We start from the raw sequence: 16,871 nt of genomic DNA on the forward strand, positions 1-16,871 counted from the left end.
AGAGTTTAAATGGATATGTTTTGCATTCATTCCTTGGAGAATGATGTGTCAAACTCATCTGAGCCAGTTGTTCCTGAACAATTGGATAGAAAAACTCGTATCAAATCTATCCTCGGCGGATCTGCCGGCAACCTCGTTGAATGGTACGACTGGTATGTCTACGCTGCTTTTACCCTTTACTTTGCACCGCAATTTTTCCCTGACGGTGACAATACTGTAAAACTCTTACAAGCAGCTGCAGTCTTTGCACTCGGTTTCTTAATGCGTCCAATCGGCGCATGGGTCATGGGTATTTATGCGGACCGTAAAGGTCGTAAAGCAGGTTTAACGCTGTCTGTATCGTTGATGTGTGTCGGCTCACTGATGATCGCATGTGCACCAACCTATGATTCTGTAGGCATACTCGCACCCGCTATTCTACTTTTAGCGCGTTTACTCCAAGGCTTAAGTGTCGGCGGTGAATATGGCTCAAGTGCGACCTATTTGACTGAAATGGCAGGGAAAAACCACCGTGGTTTCTTCTCAAGTTTCCAATATGTCACACTGATTTCAGGTCAGCTACTGGCACTTTGCGTTTTAATTATTTTACAGCGCAATTTCTCAGAACAAGCTTTAACTGAATGGGGCTGGCGTGTTCCCTTCTTTATCGGTGCTTTGCTCGCAATTGTGGTGTTCTGGATTCGTCGCGGTTTAGTTGAAACTCAATCTTCTAAAGAAGCTCAAGAACAAGCTAAAAATGGTGGTCCAAAATCAGGTGCTTTAGCGTTATTTACCAAATACCCTAAACAAGCCTTCACTGTGATCATGTTGACTGCCGGTGGTACTTTAGCGTTCAACACTTTTACCACATATTTACAAAAATATTTGGTCAACACGTCTGGCTTTGAAAAAACCACAGCAACTGAAATTACCACTGCTGCAATTTTCATCTTCATGCTTTTACAACCTGCTGTCGGTGCGCTTTCAGACAAAATTGGTCGTAAGCCAATTATGATCGCCTTTGGTGTGCTTGGTGTGCTGTTTACCATTCCTATTTTCAATGGTATCGGTTCAACTACCAGCCCAACCACAGCATTTATGCTTTGCATGAGCGGTATGGTAATTGTCACTGGTTATACTGCCATTAATGCTGTAGTAAAAGCAGAGCTGTTCCCTGCACACATTCGTGCCCTAGGTGTTGCATTGCCTTATGCCATTGCAAATACACTCTTTGGTGGTACCGCAGAACTTGTAGCTTTGAGCTTCAAAAATGCAGGCCATGAAAACTATTTCTTCTACTACATTACGTTCATGATTGGTTTATCTTTAATTACCTATGTCTTCATGAAAGATACGAAAAAACATAGCATGATCACTGACGATTAATTCGCTCAGCCCTGCTATTCCACTTAAGCTCATCAAAGCCTATTTTGATGAGCTTTTTTTATCTGCATTTCCATCTATTTAACGTTTCATCTGTATCAAAGATTTAATCAAACTTCTTTGGCTTTCTTGGTTTTCGCCATCGAGTCGACAGACGGACTATGGCATACTGAACATACAAATACACACGGCGAATGAATGATGAAAAATATTTACAAAGTTTTAAGTTTGGGTATTGTTGCAATGTCGATGGCTGCTTGCCAAAGCACTCCACGTGCTTTTAATGGTCAAACGGGCTTTCAAATAGAGTCCAAATCTGCAGATAGCGCAACACTTGCATATACTTTAGCGGGTCGCCAAAACCAACAACTGGATGCCAATAAATTACAGCGTGCTTGCCAAAAAGTATTAAATACGCAAAAGACCTATAAATTACAAATCTTAAGCGTGAACGAAATTGCAAATCCTGCTTTGGAAAATACCCAGTACGGCCGTCAAATTGGTAATACACGTGCGAACTTCGGTCTATCAAATACTCCTGATCTACGTAACTCTGAAAACTTAGGCGCGCGTGATGCACTCGATGCTCGCCCTGCCACCTTACGTGTGGTTCGCTATACCTGTTCTTAATCAAATTTGCTGTTCAAAATATAAAAAATAAGACGCTTTAAGCGTCTTATTTTTTATGGGTTCATTATTTATAGGGTTTTATAAAAACTCACATTTCGAAACTCAGGTGATTCATCCAAATCAGGCCATGTCGTTGCGCTTCGTTCATCGAGTTTTTCATATTTAGGATGACTAAAGTTTTTCACACGACTGTCTGCCACCCACACTTCTGGAGCAAACTTTAAAAATTCATCCAAAAAGAAACGGTTGCATTGGTCATATAGCACATCGGCAGCCAATAAAATATCGACTTGTTCGGCTTTATACAGATCGTCCAAATATTCAAGTTCGACATTATTCAGCTCTGCATTGGCACGGCAGGCATCTAGGCTTACTTGGTCGATGTCACAGCAGATCACGCGTTTCGCCCCTGCCATTTTCGCGGCAATCGCCACCACGCCTGAACCTGCACCAAAGTCCAACACCACTTTATCTTTGACATGATGCGGCTCTGCCAACAACCACTGCGCCATTGCAAGCCCTGAAGCCCAACAAAAGATCCAATACGGCGTATCATTCCATATACGACGAATGACTTCATCATCCAATTTATCGGTTGGAAATACCGGTGGGATCAACCATAGAGAAATAGGTGTTTCAGGCAACTGTTGAGCATGTAATTCACAATGCGGAATAACTTCATGCAGTGCTTTCAGTAAATGTTCAGGGGCTTGGGGGAATTGGAAAGTACAGCTCATTAGAATTTTATTTTTCGAATATGCAGAGTTTTAGTGTCATATAAGCCTAAATTAAGATCGGAAGTTCCCTCTCCTTTTAAAGGAGAGGGTTAGGGAGAGGATTATTTATAAAAAAGCACCCTCACCCCAACCCTCTCCCTGAGCCGTATACGGCGCAAGAGAAGGAGCACCCATTATTTTCAAAATGGATTTTCCCTCTCCTTTTAGGAGATGAGAAGCATTGCTTCGCAAGGGAGTGGTCTAAAGATTAACCCAATGCTTTTTCAGCAGCTTCAACAGTTTGACGAATCAACGTTGTAATGGTCATTGGGCCTACACCACCCGGAACTGGCGTATACGCAGAAGCAACTTCTTCAATACCCACCAATTGGATATCACCTACACCGCCGCCATCACGTGGATGAAAGCCAGCATCAACAACCACTGCACCCGGTTTGATCCAATCTTTTTGAATCAATTCAGCTTTACCTACCGCGCCCACAATAATGTCAGCTTGCTTAACAAAGTCAGCTAAGTTTTGAGTACGTGAGTGGCAAGTGGTCACTGTTGCATTCGCTTCAAGCAGCATTGCAGACATTGGTTTGCCCAAAATTGCAGAACGACCCACAACAACCGCGTGTTTCCCTGCGATTTCAATGTTGTTTTCTTTTAGAATGGTCATGATACCTGCAGGAGTCGCAGAACCATACGCAGCTTCACCCATTGCCATACGACCAAAACCTAAGCAGGTCACGCCATCTACGTCTTTTTCAAGAGAGATCGCATCGAAACAAGCACGCTCATCAATTTGAGCAGGTACGGGGTGTTGTAACAAAATACCGTGAACATCTGGATTTGCATTCAATTTTTCAATTTCAGCAAGCAATTGCTCAGTTGTGGTTTCTTTAGGAAGCTCAACTTTTAATGAATCCATACCAACACGGCGGCAAGCATTCCCTTTCATACGTACATAAGTTGCAGATGCACCATCGTCACCTACCAAAATAGTCGCAAGAATTGGGGTACGACCAGTTTTCTCTTTTAGCGCTTCTACGCGAGTCAACAAGTCAGCTTCAATTTTCTTCGCCAATGCACGACCATCTAAAACTAATGCCACGGCACTTCTCCAAGTGATGATATGAATCAATTTTGCACATAATACATGATTATTTTAAATTTTTTACCTTGTATGCTGCTTTTATGCTCATACAGATGAATCTGCTATTGTTTTTTTTTCAGAGCTTGCTAATATACGCATCAACAAGACATGGCGGGGTGGCAGAGTGGTCATGCAGCGGACTGCAACTCCGTGTACGCCGGTTCGATTCCGACCTCCGCCTCCAATCTTGTTAAGCCCGAGTGGTGAAATCGGTAGACACAGGGGATTTAAAATCCCCCGCCCACAAAGCGTGCCAGTTCGAGTCTGGCCTCGGGCACCATTATTCTACTACTGAAGATGGTGTAATAAAGAACCCAGCGATAAGCTGGTTTTTTTATGCCTAAAATTTAGCAACAGATGTTACGCACGTAAAAGTAATTTCACATTATTTACCGATATTTAAATCTACTCGACAGAGTCTTACATCTAGGGATTGAATAAAGGGATTAGCCTTCGGCTGGAGGTACTTTTGTTTCGGCAAAATGAGAAGCGAAGCTTCGCAAGGAAGCCATCTTGCGGTGCAATGCACCTCACCGACAAAACTCGTTCACTAGCGTCTACTTATTCAAAGTATTGCAAAAACATTTTTGATTAAAAACAACCCTGTCTCATACACTTGCGGATGACCTTACCGCGTATCATTCTTTTATTTGAATCAAATTGTGCTTTTGATGTTACTGCGTCAAATCAGATAGGAATACAATAAAAAAGAGGGACATTGCCCTCTTTAATTATTTTAAAACACCCTGCAAATACATCGCGTTTTAAAAATAATCCTTTAAATCACTTCAACCACAATCTTACCCACGTGCTCGCCCGTATCCATGGCTGCATGCGCTTCTTGAATTTGATCAAACTTAAATGTTTTGTAGATCATTGGCAGGCATTCACCTTTAGACCATAACGGAACAACATTTTCCTGAATGCCTTTGGCAATCTCTGCCTTTTCTTCAGTATTACGCGCACGCATGGTTGAGCCTGTAATGGTCAAACGCTTCATCATGATTTGACCCAGTTTTACTTCTTTGGCTTTTGCACCACCTAAGAAGGCTATATAGACCAAACGACCATCACGACGTAATAGATTGAGGTTCTGCGCCAAATACGGTGCGCCAACGATATCTAAAATAACATCTACACCTTGCTCATTGGTCGCTTCATTAATCACTTGCTCAAAGTCTTGAGTCTTGTAGTTAATCGCATGCGTGATATCAGAGATCGCAGCGACTTTTTCATCTGAACCGACTGTTGCAAAGGTTTTCATACCTAAAGCATTACACAACATAATCGCTGTAGTACCAATACCGCTAGTACCGCCATGAATAAGTACCGTTTCACCTACTTTGGCTTTACCCATTTGGAATACATTGGCCCAAACTGTAAAGAAGGTTTCAGGAATGGCCGCTGCTTGAGTAAAGCTGACACCTTCAGGAATACGAATGGTTTGGCTTTCAGGCACCACGCAATATTCTGCATAACCGCCACCATTGGTCAGACCGCAGACTTTATCACCCACTTTAAACAAAGTGACTTCTGCACCCACAGCAACCACTTCGCCTGCAACCTCTAAACCCGGTACTGGTGTTACCCCTTTCGGCATTGGGTACAAGCCTTGGCGCTGTAAAATGTCTGGACGATTGATGCCAAAGGCATGCACTTTTACCAACACTTCATCCGCTTTCGCTTCTGGGATGGCAACGCTTTCATAGGCCAGTTTATCTACACCGCCTGGCTCAGTAATAATGACCTGCTGCATGCTTTGCTGTGACATTGTTTTTCCTTTTCAATTATTGACTATTCATCTATCTATGCACTATTTGAACATAGAAAGCATACAGATTGAATAACAATGGACTTATGTATAATTGGCTGACTATTTAGCAAATTAATAATAGGCAGCACATGGTTCAGGTTGTTGAATATAACGAAGATAACGCCAGCGACTATGAATGGTTCGATGGTTTTGCCGTGATTCGCTTCTATGCAGACTGGTGCGCGCCCTGTGTGCAGAACTTCCCTGTATTTGAGCAGTGTGCAAAGCAAATGTCCGCACAGCATGCACAGCTCAAATTTGGCAAGGTAAATATTGATTCCTCACCGATACTAACCTTGCGCTATAACGTTTATGGACTACCTTCAACCTTAGTATTTTATCGCGGGCAAGTCATTCAACGTATTGCAGGAGTTAAATCGCTGACTGAATTAACAGCCATCATTCAAGATGCTATGCCGTCACATTCAACTCATGACTAAGTATATTTTCCTTTTATTTGGATGCAGACTCATTCGGTAAGCGCACAAACTTCATTAACGTATTACGCACCAATGGCAAAACAATCAAAATAAGTGGAAATGCCATCATCCACGACATGCTCCATGCACGCAGCCAAATACCAAGAAAACCTTCAACTAAACCTTTATTCATCAGCATATTAAAGCAGGAAATTGAACCGCTCATAATGCCGGACAGAATTAGGGGCATCAGCCAAGTCATATGTTTGGGATGAAATTTTGGGCGTTGATTCATCTGTAAACACCTATTGTTCGTCTTGGGCTGCGTTCTGGGCTTTTACGGTTTGTTTCAGTGTTTTCATAAACTGGCCGAAATGCGGCATGAAATCTTTAAATAAAGGATGGTCTTTATTTTCCAGCAAGGTTTCACCAAACAGTTTTAAACCCACAGCAAAGGCTTTAGTCTTTTCTTCATCTAATAACTTCGCTTTAGTCAAATGCTCCAATACCTTAAACATGTCATCATGGTTGTAGGCATTAAACTGCAACGCTTCGGTATAAGTCGAAGGATTGCCCTGCGCATCAGCAATGTGTTTGAGCGTAATTTCATATTGATGCTGTTTCATTGTATCACCTCCATACGGCTGATTTCGACTGCCGCCTGATCGATTTTTTCTGCAATGGCATACACCTGCTCGGGTGTCAGTTCACAATGCTGAATTTTGATGCGCAGTGATGCTTTTAGGTTTTCCATCGCGCGTTTGATGTCGACATATTGTTCATTGTTATGAATCTGCTTACGGGTATCAAAACGACACAGAATTTTCTCTACTGTGGCTTTTTCTGCATCTAGATGTACTAAGCCTGACTGCGTAACGCTGTATTGTTTACGGTCTTCGGCATTTAGTTCTGCATGGATGTATTGCTGTTCTTCGAGGTAATTCAGCGTTGGGTAAATTGTCCCTGTGCTTGGGCTGTAGCCACCGCCGACGATTGCGCCGACATCTTTAATAATATCGTAGCTGAACTTAGGTGCTTGGGAGATCAGATGCAGTACCAATAGTTTCATGTGCCCTGCTTCAAACAGGCGTTTGCGGGTTTTAACAGGACTATCGCTACTGTCGAGAAGGTCTGAATTTGACATCGCAAAGATACACCTTAAGATTAATTAAGATATATCTTAAATCAAAATGAAATCATTATCAAACAAATTATAAAAAGTGTAATATTTGACCACAATTACTATTTTTATGGTTGGTTTTATATGGGGAAAATACGCGATATGCTCTCAACGGGTATGACACAAACAGAGCGTAAAGAAATTGAACAAGCACTTAAACAATTAAGTGCTTTACATGGAAAACTTTCAAGTAAATATACACTTGCTGATAATCTAGAACATATTACAGATGGACGAACTGCCGCAGCAAAATTAATACGAGCCGAAATAGACCAACTTCAAACAGAAATAGTAGATGTTAAAGCACAGAAAAAGCAATTAATTGTGGAATATCAAGAATTACAACAATTAAAAAATGAAGTTTCTTCTTTAAAATCTTTAATGGAACACACTTACGAAGATGGGACAACCACAACACAAACTCTTAAAGAATTACTAGACTCTGAGAATCTAGCTGATTTGTACAATAAATCAGATAAACTTAGAATCGAATTCAGGAAATATTTTAGTCCAAATGAAGGTGAAGAATTAAGTCATAGTCAAAAACTAGATCAACTAGCAACTAAAGCAAAAGACGTACACTCTTACCTATTCAATAATGACGTTATTGTAGAAGGTATAGAAACTTCACGTGAGCAAGCAATTAAAAAGAAATACCAAGAAATTGACGAATACTACGACTATATATTTATTGGTGAAACCAATGACGCTGGTGAAGAAATTTCATCTTACTCAACCACTTTCGACAAACAAAAAAATTCTTTAGATAAATTTTATCTAAAAATTTTTGGTGACAAAAACAACCAATCGTTAGAACAAGTTTTATCTCAGAGATTAGAAACATTAGAAGAGACCGAAAAAGAAGCTTTAAAAGTTTTAAATCAAGCTAGCAATGCTGGATTAGCTGGTGGCTTTTATGAGAAAGGTAATCAGGCAAAAGAGAACAAGAAAAATAATTTATATGTATTTATAGGTGCGTTAGTACTTTTGGCTGGATTTAATTTTTTTACGATTGACTTCAATAAGATTGATCAAATCACTATAACCTCTATAACTGTTAGATTAATCCTTAATATTCCACTCATTTGGATTGCTACAGTTGCCAATTTGAACCTCAATAGATATTCCAAATTAGAACAAGAATATGGACATAAAGAAGCTTTAGCTCGTTCATTTGAAAAGTATAAAACTGAAATAAAAACTCTAAATTCTGAAAGTGATGAATCTATTTATCTACAAGCTAAGTTATTAGAAATTAATTTAGAAGCATTTAGAAAAAATCCAGCCGATGGAATGGAAAATGTAAAATCCGACTCAATTTTAGAAAAACTTATTCCAAGTCTAGAAAAAACAAAAAAGACACCCGAAGAGTCCTAAATAAGAAACCCGCTTCTCAGCGGGTCTTTTTTAAATCAATTCAATCTATTACAGACGAACCAACTCAACAATTTTCTCAGCAACTTCTTCAGCAGTCTCAACCGTATAAGTCACATCAGTACCTTCAGCAGTATCCGTAATCACAACCACACCAGTCTCACGTACAAGTGCAATTTGCTCTACAGTTAAACCTGCTTTCGCAATCGCAACTACACCTTGCTGAATCAACAAGCTTTCAATTGCTTGTGCATTTTCAAGGGCTTTTGCAGTTACAGTTACAGCAGCAGGTTTTTGACCTAAACGTGCAGCACGCGCTTCAGCAGTTACAGGCTCGTTGTGTGCAGTCCATTCAACCGCAGATTCAACCATACCCGCACCAACAGTCACGTTGCTTAAACGGTCAATAAAGATGAATGAACCTGTGTAACGACTGTCTTGGTAACGGTCAAATACCACTGGCGCATCAAACTCAATCGTTACATCTGCAATCGCATTCAGTTCAAGCTGTTCAACTTCCGTTTTTTCCAATGTGTTTACATTGGTACGGTAGTTAATTTTCGCAACTTTCGCAGGAATAGTTTGTGTACCAAACTTCACATTATACAGTTTGCCAACCACTAAAGGCGCATCCGTCATCCATACCACAGAGGCACGTGCAGAACGTGAAATTAGAGGCTGTTCGCCCGCTTTTACCAACACGTTACCACGTGAAATATCAATTTCATCGTTCAGTGTTAAAGTTACCGCTTGACCTGCAACAGCATGCTCTAAGTTACCGTCAAAAGTTACGATTTCTTTAACAGTCGAAGACTTACCAGATGGCAATGCAGTAATGGTATCGCCAACTTTCACTTCACCAAGTGCAATCGTACCGCAGAAACCACGGAAGTCGAGGTTCGGACGGTTTACATATTGAACAGGGAAACGGAATTCGTGCTTGCTCGTATCATGCGAAATTTCAACAGTTTCCAAAGTCTCCATTAAAGTCTGACCTTGGTACCAAGGTGTAGATGGAGATTTGTTTACAACGTTATCACCATTCAACGCAGAAATTGGCGTGAAGATAATATTTGCAGGTTTACGGTCGCCCAATTGGTTTACGAACTCGTTGTACTCTGCTTGAATTTCATTGAAGCGCGCTTCAGAGAATTCAACCAAGTCCATTTTGTTCACTGCAACCACGATATTACGAATACCCAAAAGACTCGCAATAAATGAGTGACGGCGAGTTTGAGTTTGAACGCCATAACGTGCATCAATCAAGATGATCGCTAAATCAGCAGTCGACGCACCAGTTGCCATGTTACGTGTGTACTGCTCATGCCCTGGGGTGTCAGCAATAATGAACTTACGTTTTTCAGTAGAGAAATAACGGTAAGCCACGTCAATGGTAATACCCTGCTCACGTTCCGCTTGTAGACCATCGACAAGTAAAGCCAAGTCAGGCGCATCACCCGTAGTACCGACTTTTTTAGAGTCACGAGTCACGGCTTGCAATTGATCTTCATAAATCAATTTTGAATCGTAAAGTAAACGACCAATTAGAGTCGATTTACCATCATCCACGTTACCGCAAGTGAGGAAACGAAGAAGGTCTTTATTTTCGTGTTGTTTTAAATACGCCAAGATGTCTTGGCTAATTAAATCTGATTGATGAGACATTGCTCAAAGCTCCACATATTCTTTTGAAATCGGTTTCTGAATCTTTTTAATCCCTCTAAATCTCCCTTTAAGAAAGGGAGACTTTGCTCCGTTCTTTCTCGGGAGTTCCTCCTCTTTAGTAAAGAGGGTGAGCAGCACTGCTGCGCAAGGGAGATTATGAGATTCTTAGAAGTAACCTTCCTGCTTTTTCTTTTCCATCGAACCTGCTTCGTCATGGTCGATCATACGGCCTTGACGTTCAGAGGTGGTGGCTAAAAGCATCTCTTGGATAATTTCCGGTAAAGTTGTTGCAGTTGATTCAACCGCACCTGTAAGTGGGTAACAACCTAAGGTACGGAAACGCACCGATTTCATTTGTGGCACTTCACCCTCATTCAAACGCATACGCTCATCATCAACCATGATCAGAGTACCGTTACGCTCAACCACTGGACGTTCAGCAGCCAAGTACAAAGGAACCAATTTAATATTTTCGAGGTAGATGTATTGCCAAATATCCAACTCAGTCCAGTTAGACAATGGGAATACACGAATACTTTCGCCTTTGTTCACTTTACCGTTGTAAAGATTCCAAAGTTCAGGACGTTGGTTTTTAGGGTCCCAACGGTGTTTGGTATCACGGAATGAGTAAACACGCTCTTTGGCACGAGATTTCTCTTCGTCACGGCGCGCACCACCAAAAGCCGCATCAAACTGATATTTATCAAGTGCTTGTTTTAAGCCTTGAGTTTTCATAATGTCAGTATATTTTGAGCTACCGTAATCGAACGGATTCACGCCTGCGTCTTTACCTTCTTTGTTTTGATGCACGATCAAATCAAAGCCATGCTCTTTTGCCATGTTGTCACGGAAAGTAATCATGTCTTTAAATTTCCAACCCGTGTCTACATGCAGTAGTGGGAATGGAAGTTTGGCAGGATAGAATGCTTTTAAAGCAAGATGCAGCATGACCGCTGAATCTTTACCGATTGAATACAGCATGACTGGGTTTTCGAACTCAGCAGCAACTTCACGGATGATATGAATACTCTCAGCTTCAAGCTGTTTAAGATGAGTAAGTCTTTCCTCATTTAATGACATGGACAACACCAGCTTAGAATATGTGTACTTATTACACTTTTAAAGATATATATACATTATAGTAATTAAGCTTTCATAACGATTGCTTGTTTTGTGATATTGATATTCTTATTCGTCATATACAAATTGTCTGATAGTGCTTATCAATTTTAATTAATTTAATACAATAGACTTATCAATTTCAGTATTATTCTAGTCCGAGATCCGTAATTTTACGCAATTTTTTATCAATTAACTAATCGCTAAATCCTCTAAACAATCGGTATTCAAACTCGCTCAATGTACTTAAAGTAGCTATATCACTCTCCAATAGTTATTGATATGCCATATAGTCACTATACGCTTGAAACCTTAAAGTCGCTGATTGAAGCCGCAGGTCTTGCTGGCTATATTTATCAGCATTCTTCACACATGCTCGTGCTCCAAGAAGCTTTAAATGATGACGGCAGCCCGCTGAATAACTTTATCCAACATGAGCTGAGTGCAGACCAAATTGGCCTTCAGTTCGGTCTACGACTTTTGGACAATAAACTCGAGTTTTTGATTGGGGTGACTCATAGTAACCAAGATCGCGGCTATGAAATTGGCGCTGGCAATTTAAAGGCCGATCAACGTGCATTTAATCTGCTCTATGCTTTTTACAATTTTCCCAAAGCATTTCACTTAATCCATTTCCCGCTCGCAGCCAATAGCACCCAGTTAGAGGAAGAGATCGAAAAGCAACTGTTTCAACTTGAAAGCATGGGCTTTTTAGACACTGCGATTAAAACCAATCCGATGGGCGAACAAGTGAAGTGGATGAAAAAATTTATTGTTCAAGCGGCTTTAGATATGAAAGTACGCATTCAAACTTCATTGTTATAAAAAGGGTTAAAGCTTACTAAAAAGCGCTCTATTGAACGCCAGTTCAAATCTTCATATGACATCGAAAGTCACGGCAAAGCCCTCAGCACTGCTGTGACGCTTATAAATTTACATTTCCTAACATTGTTTTCTGTGCCGTTTAACAGGCCATTTCTCTCCCTTGAGCACGACCACTTATATATCTGCAATTAGACTGAAAATTTGATTGATCACAATGACTTAAATCTTAAATGTATAAACGTAGATGCGCCATCCTCTTTGGATTTAGTTCATCCAAATTAACTGATAAACTATTTTTGAAGAAAAACTTAGTAATAGCTCACATAAAAGCCGACTTTTTGTTAATCTGATCTGTAATTTTTTTACACAATTTCGACAGATAATGTTATTTTATTTACTGAAAAAAATTCAGCCAGAATTATTTTTTTTGATTTTTTATAAGCATAAATATAGAGATAAATATAATGTGGGAATTGTTTACTCACCCGTCTAATATCGTGTTTAGCATCAGTCTCTGCTTAATGTTCTTGTTTGGACTTTTTGAGATTGTGTTAACAATTTTAGGGGGGGGTTCTCAAGGCTTCTTAGATCAATTCCTACCTGAGGACGTTGGTCATAATGCAGAGCTAGGTGTAGATGCCGATGCAGGTATCGTGACACGTGTGCTCGATTGGTTGTATTTGGGTCGTATTCCACTGTTTGTATGGCTCATCATTTTCTTATGTGTCTATAGTTTGTTGGGCTTTGCTATTCAAGCCATCGTTAACCAAATGACCAGTATGATGTTCAGTGCATGGATTATTGCACCAGCCTGTATTTTTCTGTGCATGCCCTTCGTACGTTTTAGCGCAATGCTCATTGCCCGTATTTTACCGCAAGATGAAACAACCGCCATTTATAGTGATGAATTGATCGGTAGAACGGCCACGATCATTTTGGGTGATGCACGACCACAGTCTCCTGCTCAAGCCAAAGTCAAAGATCAACACGGATTGACCCATTATATTTTGGTTGAACCTGAACAAGATGAAATTTTCAGCCAAGGTCAATCAGTGGTTTTAACCCAAAAAACAAATGTAGGCTTTCAAGCCACCATGCTCTAAATTTTGAATGAATTGATGCTCGATCAGTTCTTTTAACACCATATAAATACATTTAACGCGTCATACGTTCAGCAAATCTCGAAGTCATGATGAGTCAACAAAATACTGATTTTTAAACCAAACTTGTTAGCACTTTAGAGGGTTAACTTGAACTACAACAAAAGAGATAAACGTCCATGTTAGACATTATTCCAAGCGGTATCCTTGTTTCAGTCGGGATAATTTTTGCCGCACTTATTTTTATTGGTTTTATTATTGCTCGACTTTATCGTCGCTCAAGTAAAGAAATTTCATTTGTGCGTACAGGCTTCGGCGGTGAAAAAGTGATTTTAGGTGGCGGTGCTATTGTGCTTCCGGTGCTGCATGAAATTATCCCTGTCAATATGAACACCCTACGTCTTGAAGTTCGCCGTGCAGATGACCAAGCGCTGATTACACGTGACCGTATGCGTGTCGATGTGATGGCGGAGTTCTATGTCCGTGTGAAACCAACCGCAGATTCGATTGCTACCGCAGCACAAACGTTAGGTCAAAAGACCATGTCGCCAAATGAGTTAAAGAATTTGGTCGAAGGAAAATTCGTTGACTCATTACGCGCAGTTGCCGCAGAAATGGCGATGGAAGAGTTGCATGAAAAACGCGTCGACTTCGTACAAAAAGTTCAGCAAGTGGTGTCTGAAGATTTACATAAAAACGGTTTGGAACTTGAAACTGTTTCATTAACTGGCTTAGACCAAACAGGCTTTAAATACTTTAACCCACAAAATGCGTTCGATGCTGAAGGTTTAACTAAACTGACAGAAACCATTGAAGACCGTCGTCGTAAACGTAATGCGATTGAACAAGATGCAGATCTTGCAATTAAGACCAAGAACTTAGAAGCAGAACAAGCACGTCTACAAATTTTGCGTGAAGAAGAATATGCAAAACTGCAACAAGAACGTGAAATTTCAATCCGTCGTGCAGAACAGCTTGCAGAAATTGCATCACAAGAAGCTGCTAAAAAACGTGAAGCCGAAGAAGCGCGTATTGCTGCTGAACGTGAAGTTGACTTAAAGCGTATTACTGCTGCACGTGACGTTGAAAATCAAAATATTCAAAAGTCACAAATTATTCAGCAAGCCCAAGTGGAACAAAAGAAAACAATTGAACTCGCTGAGCAAGACCGTGCAATTGCCATTGCTGAAAAATCTCGTGCTGAATCTGAAGCTAAGGCACATGCCGATCAAGCCCGTGCTCAAGCGGTAAAAGCCGAAGAAGAAGTGATTACCGTTCGTCAAATCCAACAAGCTGAACGTCAAAAAGCTGTCGAGTTAGTCTCTGCGAAAGAAAAAGCGGAGAAAGATGCGATTGCCATTACTGTCGCGGCTGAAGCGGGTAAACAAGCAGCCGCAGATGATGCAGAAGCGATTCGTATTGCAGCTGAAGCCGAAGCTGAAAAAGTTCGCTTAAAAGCCAAAGGTGAAGCTGACGCAAAAGTTCTGTTGGCTCAAGCGATGGAAAAACAATACCAAGTTGATGCTGAAGGTACACGTGCAGTGAACGAAGCAAACAACGTATTGTCATCCGAACAGGTTGAAATGCAAATTCGTTTAGCGATGCTGAAATACTTACCAGAAATCATTCGCGAAAGTGTTAAACCAATGGAAAATATTGATGACATTAAGATTTTGCAAGTAAATGGTCTAAATGGTGGTCATGCAGGTTCTTGCCAAGGTGATGCTCACCACGAAGGCAGCGGCAATGTTGCCTTATCAGACCAAGTGGTGAATAGTGCCTTACGCTACCGCAGCCAGGCCCCACTAATTGATAGCTTGATGAGTGAGCTTGGTATCCAAGGTGGCGATATTAACGGTTTAACTCAGAGCTTAAACAAAAAAGCTGGTTAATTCGTTTTACACGCTAAAAAAACCGCAGCTTAATCCTGCGGTTTTTTTATTGAGATTATCGACAAGGAAGACTTACGAGAGCTTAAATAATTCGTTCAGTACCAAATCATGACTTTAAAATGACGAAATACTGGATCACAACAAAGTGCAAACCAAATCACACTTTTAAGAATAACCCTCCCCCTGCAATCTTGCTACAATCTTCAAATTCATCATATTCTGCTTAGCTGTACTTGCTAAAACGTGCAGCAAAATATGCGATGAACACATTCACGAATGATAATACGCTCAGTGCAAGTATAAATATGACTTCTTCCTTAAATGCCGTTACTTCCCTACGCCCCTTTAAAAAATTAATAGGTCTAATGACCTGCTTCGGTTTGGTCTTTTCAGGCTGTAGCAGTGCTGAAACGGTACGTATTATCCACCACCCTATACAAGACTTGGTCAAGCAATATGCATCAGCCAATTCTATACATCAAACTTCGACCAGCAAAACACCAAAGCCAAGCACTACAGAGCGTATGCGCATCATGCATATCGACTTAGATTATGTTTATGATGCCAATCAGGCTCAACAAGAAAAAAATATCCGCGCTTTGATCGAACGTATCCGCAGCATTGAAGCCAATACGATTTTTCTACAAGCTTTTGCAGACCCTGATGCCAATGGTTCGGCTGATGCTGTGTATTTTAAAAATCGCTATATCCCAATGCGCTCAGATTTATTTCAACGTGTTTTGCACGAAATACGACAGCAGACTCAAGTAAAAACTGTATATGCATGGCTGCCTTTAATTGCGTGGGAGTTTCCGAAACAATACCCTCTGCAATATGTAAAAAGCCAAAGTGAAAAAAAAGGTTATATTCGAATATCACCCTTTGACCCGAGAAACCAACAATACACAGCAGAAATTTTTCTAGACTTTATTCAGCAAAATAAAGTGGATGGCATTCTTTATCATGACGATATCACTCTCAATGATTTTGAGGATAATAGTACCGCAGCGCTTCAGACCTACAAAACATGGGGCTTCGATCAACAATTGATTGGACAGCCAAAGCATGCGCAGCAACTTGAATTTTCACGCTACAAAACCGCCTATTTAGACCAATTTGCTGAAGGCATTAGTCAGATTTTAAAACAGCAACAACCTGAATTACATTTTGCTCGCAATATGTATGCTGAAGCTGTGCTGAACCCGAACAGTGAAAAATGGTTTAGCCAGTCCAATGCCAGCACGTATCAACATTATGATTACAACGCCATCATGGCCATGCCCTATATGGAAAAGGCAAATGACCATCGTCAGTTTTATTTAAACTTGATCGAGCGTGCCAAAAAATATGACCCCAATTTGAGCCGTACCATTTTTGAACTTCAAGTGACCGATTGGAATCATCAAAAACCTATTTCCAATCAGGAACTGACTGACACCATCCGTTTACTGGAACAGCATGGTGTGCAACATATTGGGTATTATCCAGATGATTTCGTGCAAAATCATCCAGATGTACAGCAAATAAAAAAGGCATTTGCACCTGCCCTAGCTAAGGACTGATACCAATGCCTACATCATCAGATTTAGAATCTTAGATCTAATAAAGAACGCCTGA

16 protein-coding genes and 2 tRNA genes are annotated in these 16,871 nt (G+C 40.6%); 10 read left to right on the top strand and 8 right to left on the bottom strand.

The annotated features are described in order from the left end of the window. Positions 1 to 45 precede the first annotated feature (45 nt). Both MST18_RS11045 and MST18_RS11050 read left to right on the top strand, forming a co-directional pair. The gene (locus tag MST18_RS11045) at positions 46 to 1,365 is read left to right on the top strand and encodes an MFS transporter (protein ID WP_180133626.1); all 1,320 of its coding nucleotides are present in this window, start codon (positions 46 to 48) and stop codon (positions 1,363 to 1,365) included. A gap of 198 nt (positions 1,366 to 1,563) precedes the next feature. Further along, positions 1,564 to 1,992, top strand: coding sequence for a hypothetical protein (locus MST18_RS11050; RefSeq protein ID WP_078193296.1), 429 nt, complete (start codon positions 1,564 to 1,566; stop codon positions 1,990 to 1,992). 68 nt (positions 1,993 to 2,060) lie between these two features. Here the strand turns inward: MST18_RS11050 and MST18_RS11055 are convergent, their stop codons facing one another. Then, entirely contained in the window at positions 2,061 to 2,729 is a 669-nt protein-coding gene (locus tag MST18_RS11055) for a methyltransferase (protein ID WP_180003940.1), read from the bottom strand. A gap of 247 nt (positions 2,730 to 2,976) precedes the next feature. Beyond that, positions 2,977 to 3,825: a bifunctional methylenetetrahydrofolate dehydrogenase/methenyltetrahydrofolate cyclohydrolase FolD gene (gene folD, locus MST18_RS11060; RefSeq protein WP_078192972.1), complete on the bottom strand. Its 849-nt coding sequence runs from the start codon at positions 3,823 to 3,825 to the stop codon at positions 2,977 to 2,979. A gap of 152 nt (positions 3,826 to 3,977) precedes the next feature. Here folD and MST18_RS11065 point away from each other — a divergent pair. Both MST18_RS11065 and MST18_RS11070 read left to right on the top strand, forming a co-directional pair. Continuing rightward, positions 3,978 to 4,051, top strand: a tRNA-Cys gene (locus MST18_RS11065). Positions 4,052 to 4,061: 10 nt separating this feature from the next. After that, positions 4,062 to 4,147: transfer RNA gene (locus MST18_RS11070), tRNA-Leu, on the top strand. A gap of 498 nt (positions 4,148 to 4,645) precedes the next feature. Here MST18_RS11070 and MST18_RS11075 read toward each other — a convergent pair. Then, the gene (locus MST18_RS11075; RefSeq protein WP_180133625.1) at positions 4,646 to 5,638 is read right to left on the bottom strand and encodes an NAD(P)H-quinone oxidoreductase; all 993 of its coding nucleotides are present in this window, start codon (positions 5,636 to 5,638) and stop codon (positions 4,646 to 4,648) included. A gap of 131 nt (positions 5,639 to 5,769) precedes the next feature. Between MST18_RS11075 and MST18_RS11080 the strand changes: the two genes are divergently transcribed. Next, on the top strand, positions 5,770 to 6,120 hold the full coding sequence (locus MST18_RS11080) for a co-chaperone YbbN (RefSeq protein WP_180133624.1): 351 nt from the start codon (positions 5,770 to 5,772) through the stop codon (positions 6,118 to 6,120). Between the two features lie 13 nt (positions 6,121 to 6,133). Here MST18_RS11080 and MST18_RS11085 read toward each other — a convergent pair whose 3' ends face one another. From MST18_RS11085 to MST18_RS11095, 3 genes are read right to left on the bottom strand one after another with little or no spacing between them, the layout of a single operon-like run. After that, positions 6,134 to 6,394 carry a DUF2798 domain-containing protein gene (locus tag MST18_RS11085; RefSeq protein WP_180133623.1) on the bottom strand — a complete coding sequence of 87 codons (261 nt, stop codon included), beginning with the start codon at positions 6,392 to 6,394 and terminating at the stop codon, positions 6,134 to 6,136. A 10-nt stretch (positions 6,395 to 6,404) separates the two neighbouring features. Beyond that, on the bottom strand, positions 6,405 to 6,725 hold the full coding sequence (locus MST18_RS11090; RefSeq protein WP_180133622.1) for a DUF3861 domain-containing protein: 321 nt from the start codon (positions 6,723 to 6,725) through the stop codon (positions 6,405 to 6,407). Further along, on the bottom strand, positions 6,722 to 7,243 hold the full coding sequence (locus MST18_RS11095; RefSeq protein ID WP_180133621.1) for a PadR family transcriptional regulator: 522 nt from the start codon (positions 7,241 to 7,243) through the stop codon (positions 6,722 to 6,724). The genes MST18_RS11090 and MST18_RS11095 overlap by 4 nt, the downstream gene beginning before the upstream one ends. Before the next feature lie 120 nt (positions 7,244 to 7,363). On the opposite strand from MST18_RS11095, the gene MST18_RS11100 reads away from it, so the two are divergent. Continuing rightward, positions 7,364 to 8,656, top strand: a complete 1,293-nt coding sequence (locus MST18_RS11100) for a hypothetical protein (RefSeq protein ID WP_180133620.1) — start codon at positions 7,364 to 7,366, stop codon at positions 8,654 to 8,656. Between the two features lie 48 nt (positions 8,657 to 8,704). Here the strand turns inward: MST18_RS11100 and cysN are convergent, their stop codons facing one another. Together cysN and cysD are read right to left on the bottom strand one after the other, a co-directional pair. Next, positions 8,705 to 10,318: a sulfate adenylyltransferase subunit CysN gene (gene cysN, locus MST18_RS11105; RefSeq protein WP_180133619.1), complete on the bottom strand. Its 1,614-nt coding sequence runs from the start codon at positions 10,316 to 10,318 to the stop codon at positions 8,705 to 8,707. Between the two features lie 165 nt (positions 10,319 to 10,483). Then, positions 10,484 to 11,398, bottom strand: a complete 915-nt coding sequence (gene cysD, locus MST18_RS11110) for a sulfate adenylyltransferase subunit CysD (protein ID WP_078189893.1) — start codon at positions 11,396 to 11,398, stop codon at positions 10,484 to 10,486. Between the two features lie 321 nt (positions 11,399 to 11,719). Here cysD and MST18_RS11115 point away from each other — a divergent pair, with 321 nt between their 5' ends. The 4 genes from MST18_RS11115 (at position 11,720) to pgaB (ending at position 16,816) form a co-directional block, all read left to right on the top strand. Next, positions 11,720 to 12,262, top strand: coding sequence for a hypothetical protein (locus tag MST18_RS11115; RefSeq protein ID WP_180003924.1), 543 nt, complete (start codon positions 11,720 to 11,722; stop codon positions 12,260 to 12,262). A 464-nt stretch (positions 12,263 to 12,726) separates the two neighbouring features. Beyond that, complete coding sequence (locus MST18_RS11120; protein WP_180007473.1) at positions 12,727 to 13,365, top strand: YqiJ family protein; 639 nt, start codon at positions 12,727 to 12,729, stop codon at positions 13,363 to 13,365. Positions 13,366 to 13,541: 176 nt separating this feature from the next. Next, entirely contained in the window at positions 13,542 to 15,254 is a 1,713-nt protein-coding gene (locus MST18_RS11125; RefSeq protein WP_180024120.1) for a flotillin family protein, read from the top strand. Between the two features lie 305 nt (positions 15,255 to 15,559). Then, entirely contained in the window at positions 15,560 to 16,816 is a 1,257-nt protein-coding gene (pgaB, locus tag MST18_RS11130; protein ID WP_180133618.1) for a poly-beta-1,6-N-acetyl-D-glucosamine N-deacetylase PgaB, read from the top strand. The last annotated feature ends 55 nt before the right edge of the window (positions 16,817 to 16,871 follow it).

The organism is Acinetobacter sp. YH12068_T (assembly GCF_024606005.1).
Taxonomy (GTDB): domain Bacteria; phylum Pseudomonadota; class Gammaproteobacteria; order Pseudomonadales; family Moraxellaceae; genus Acinetobacter; species Acinetobacter amyesii.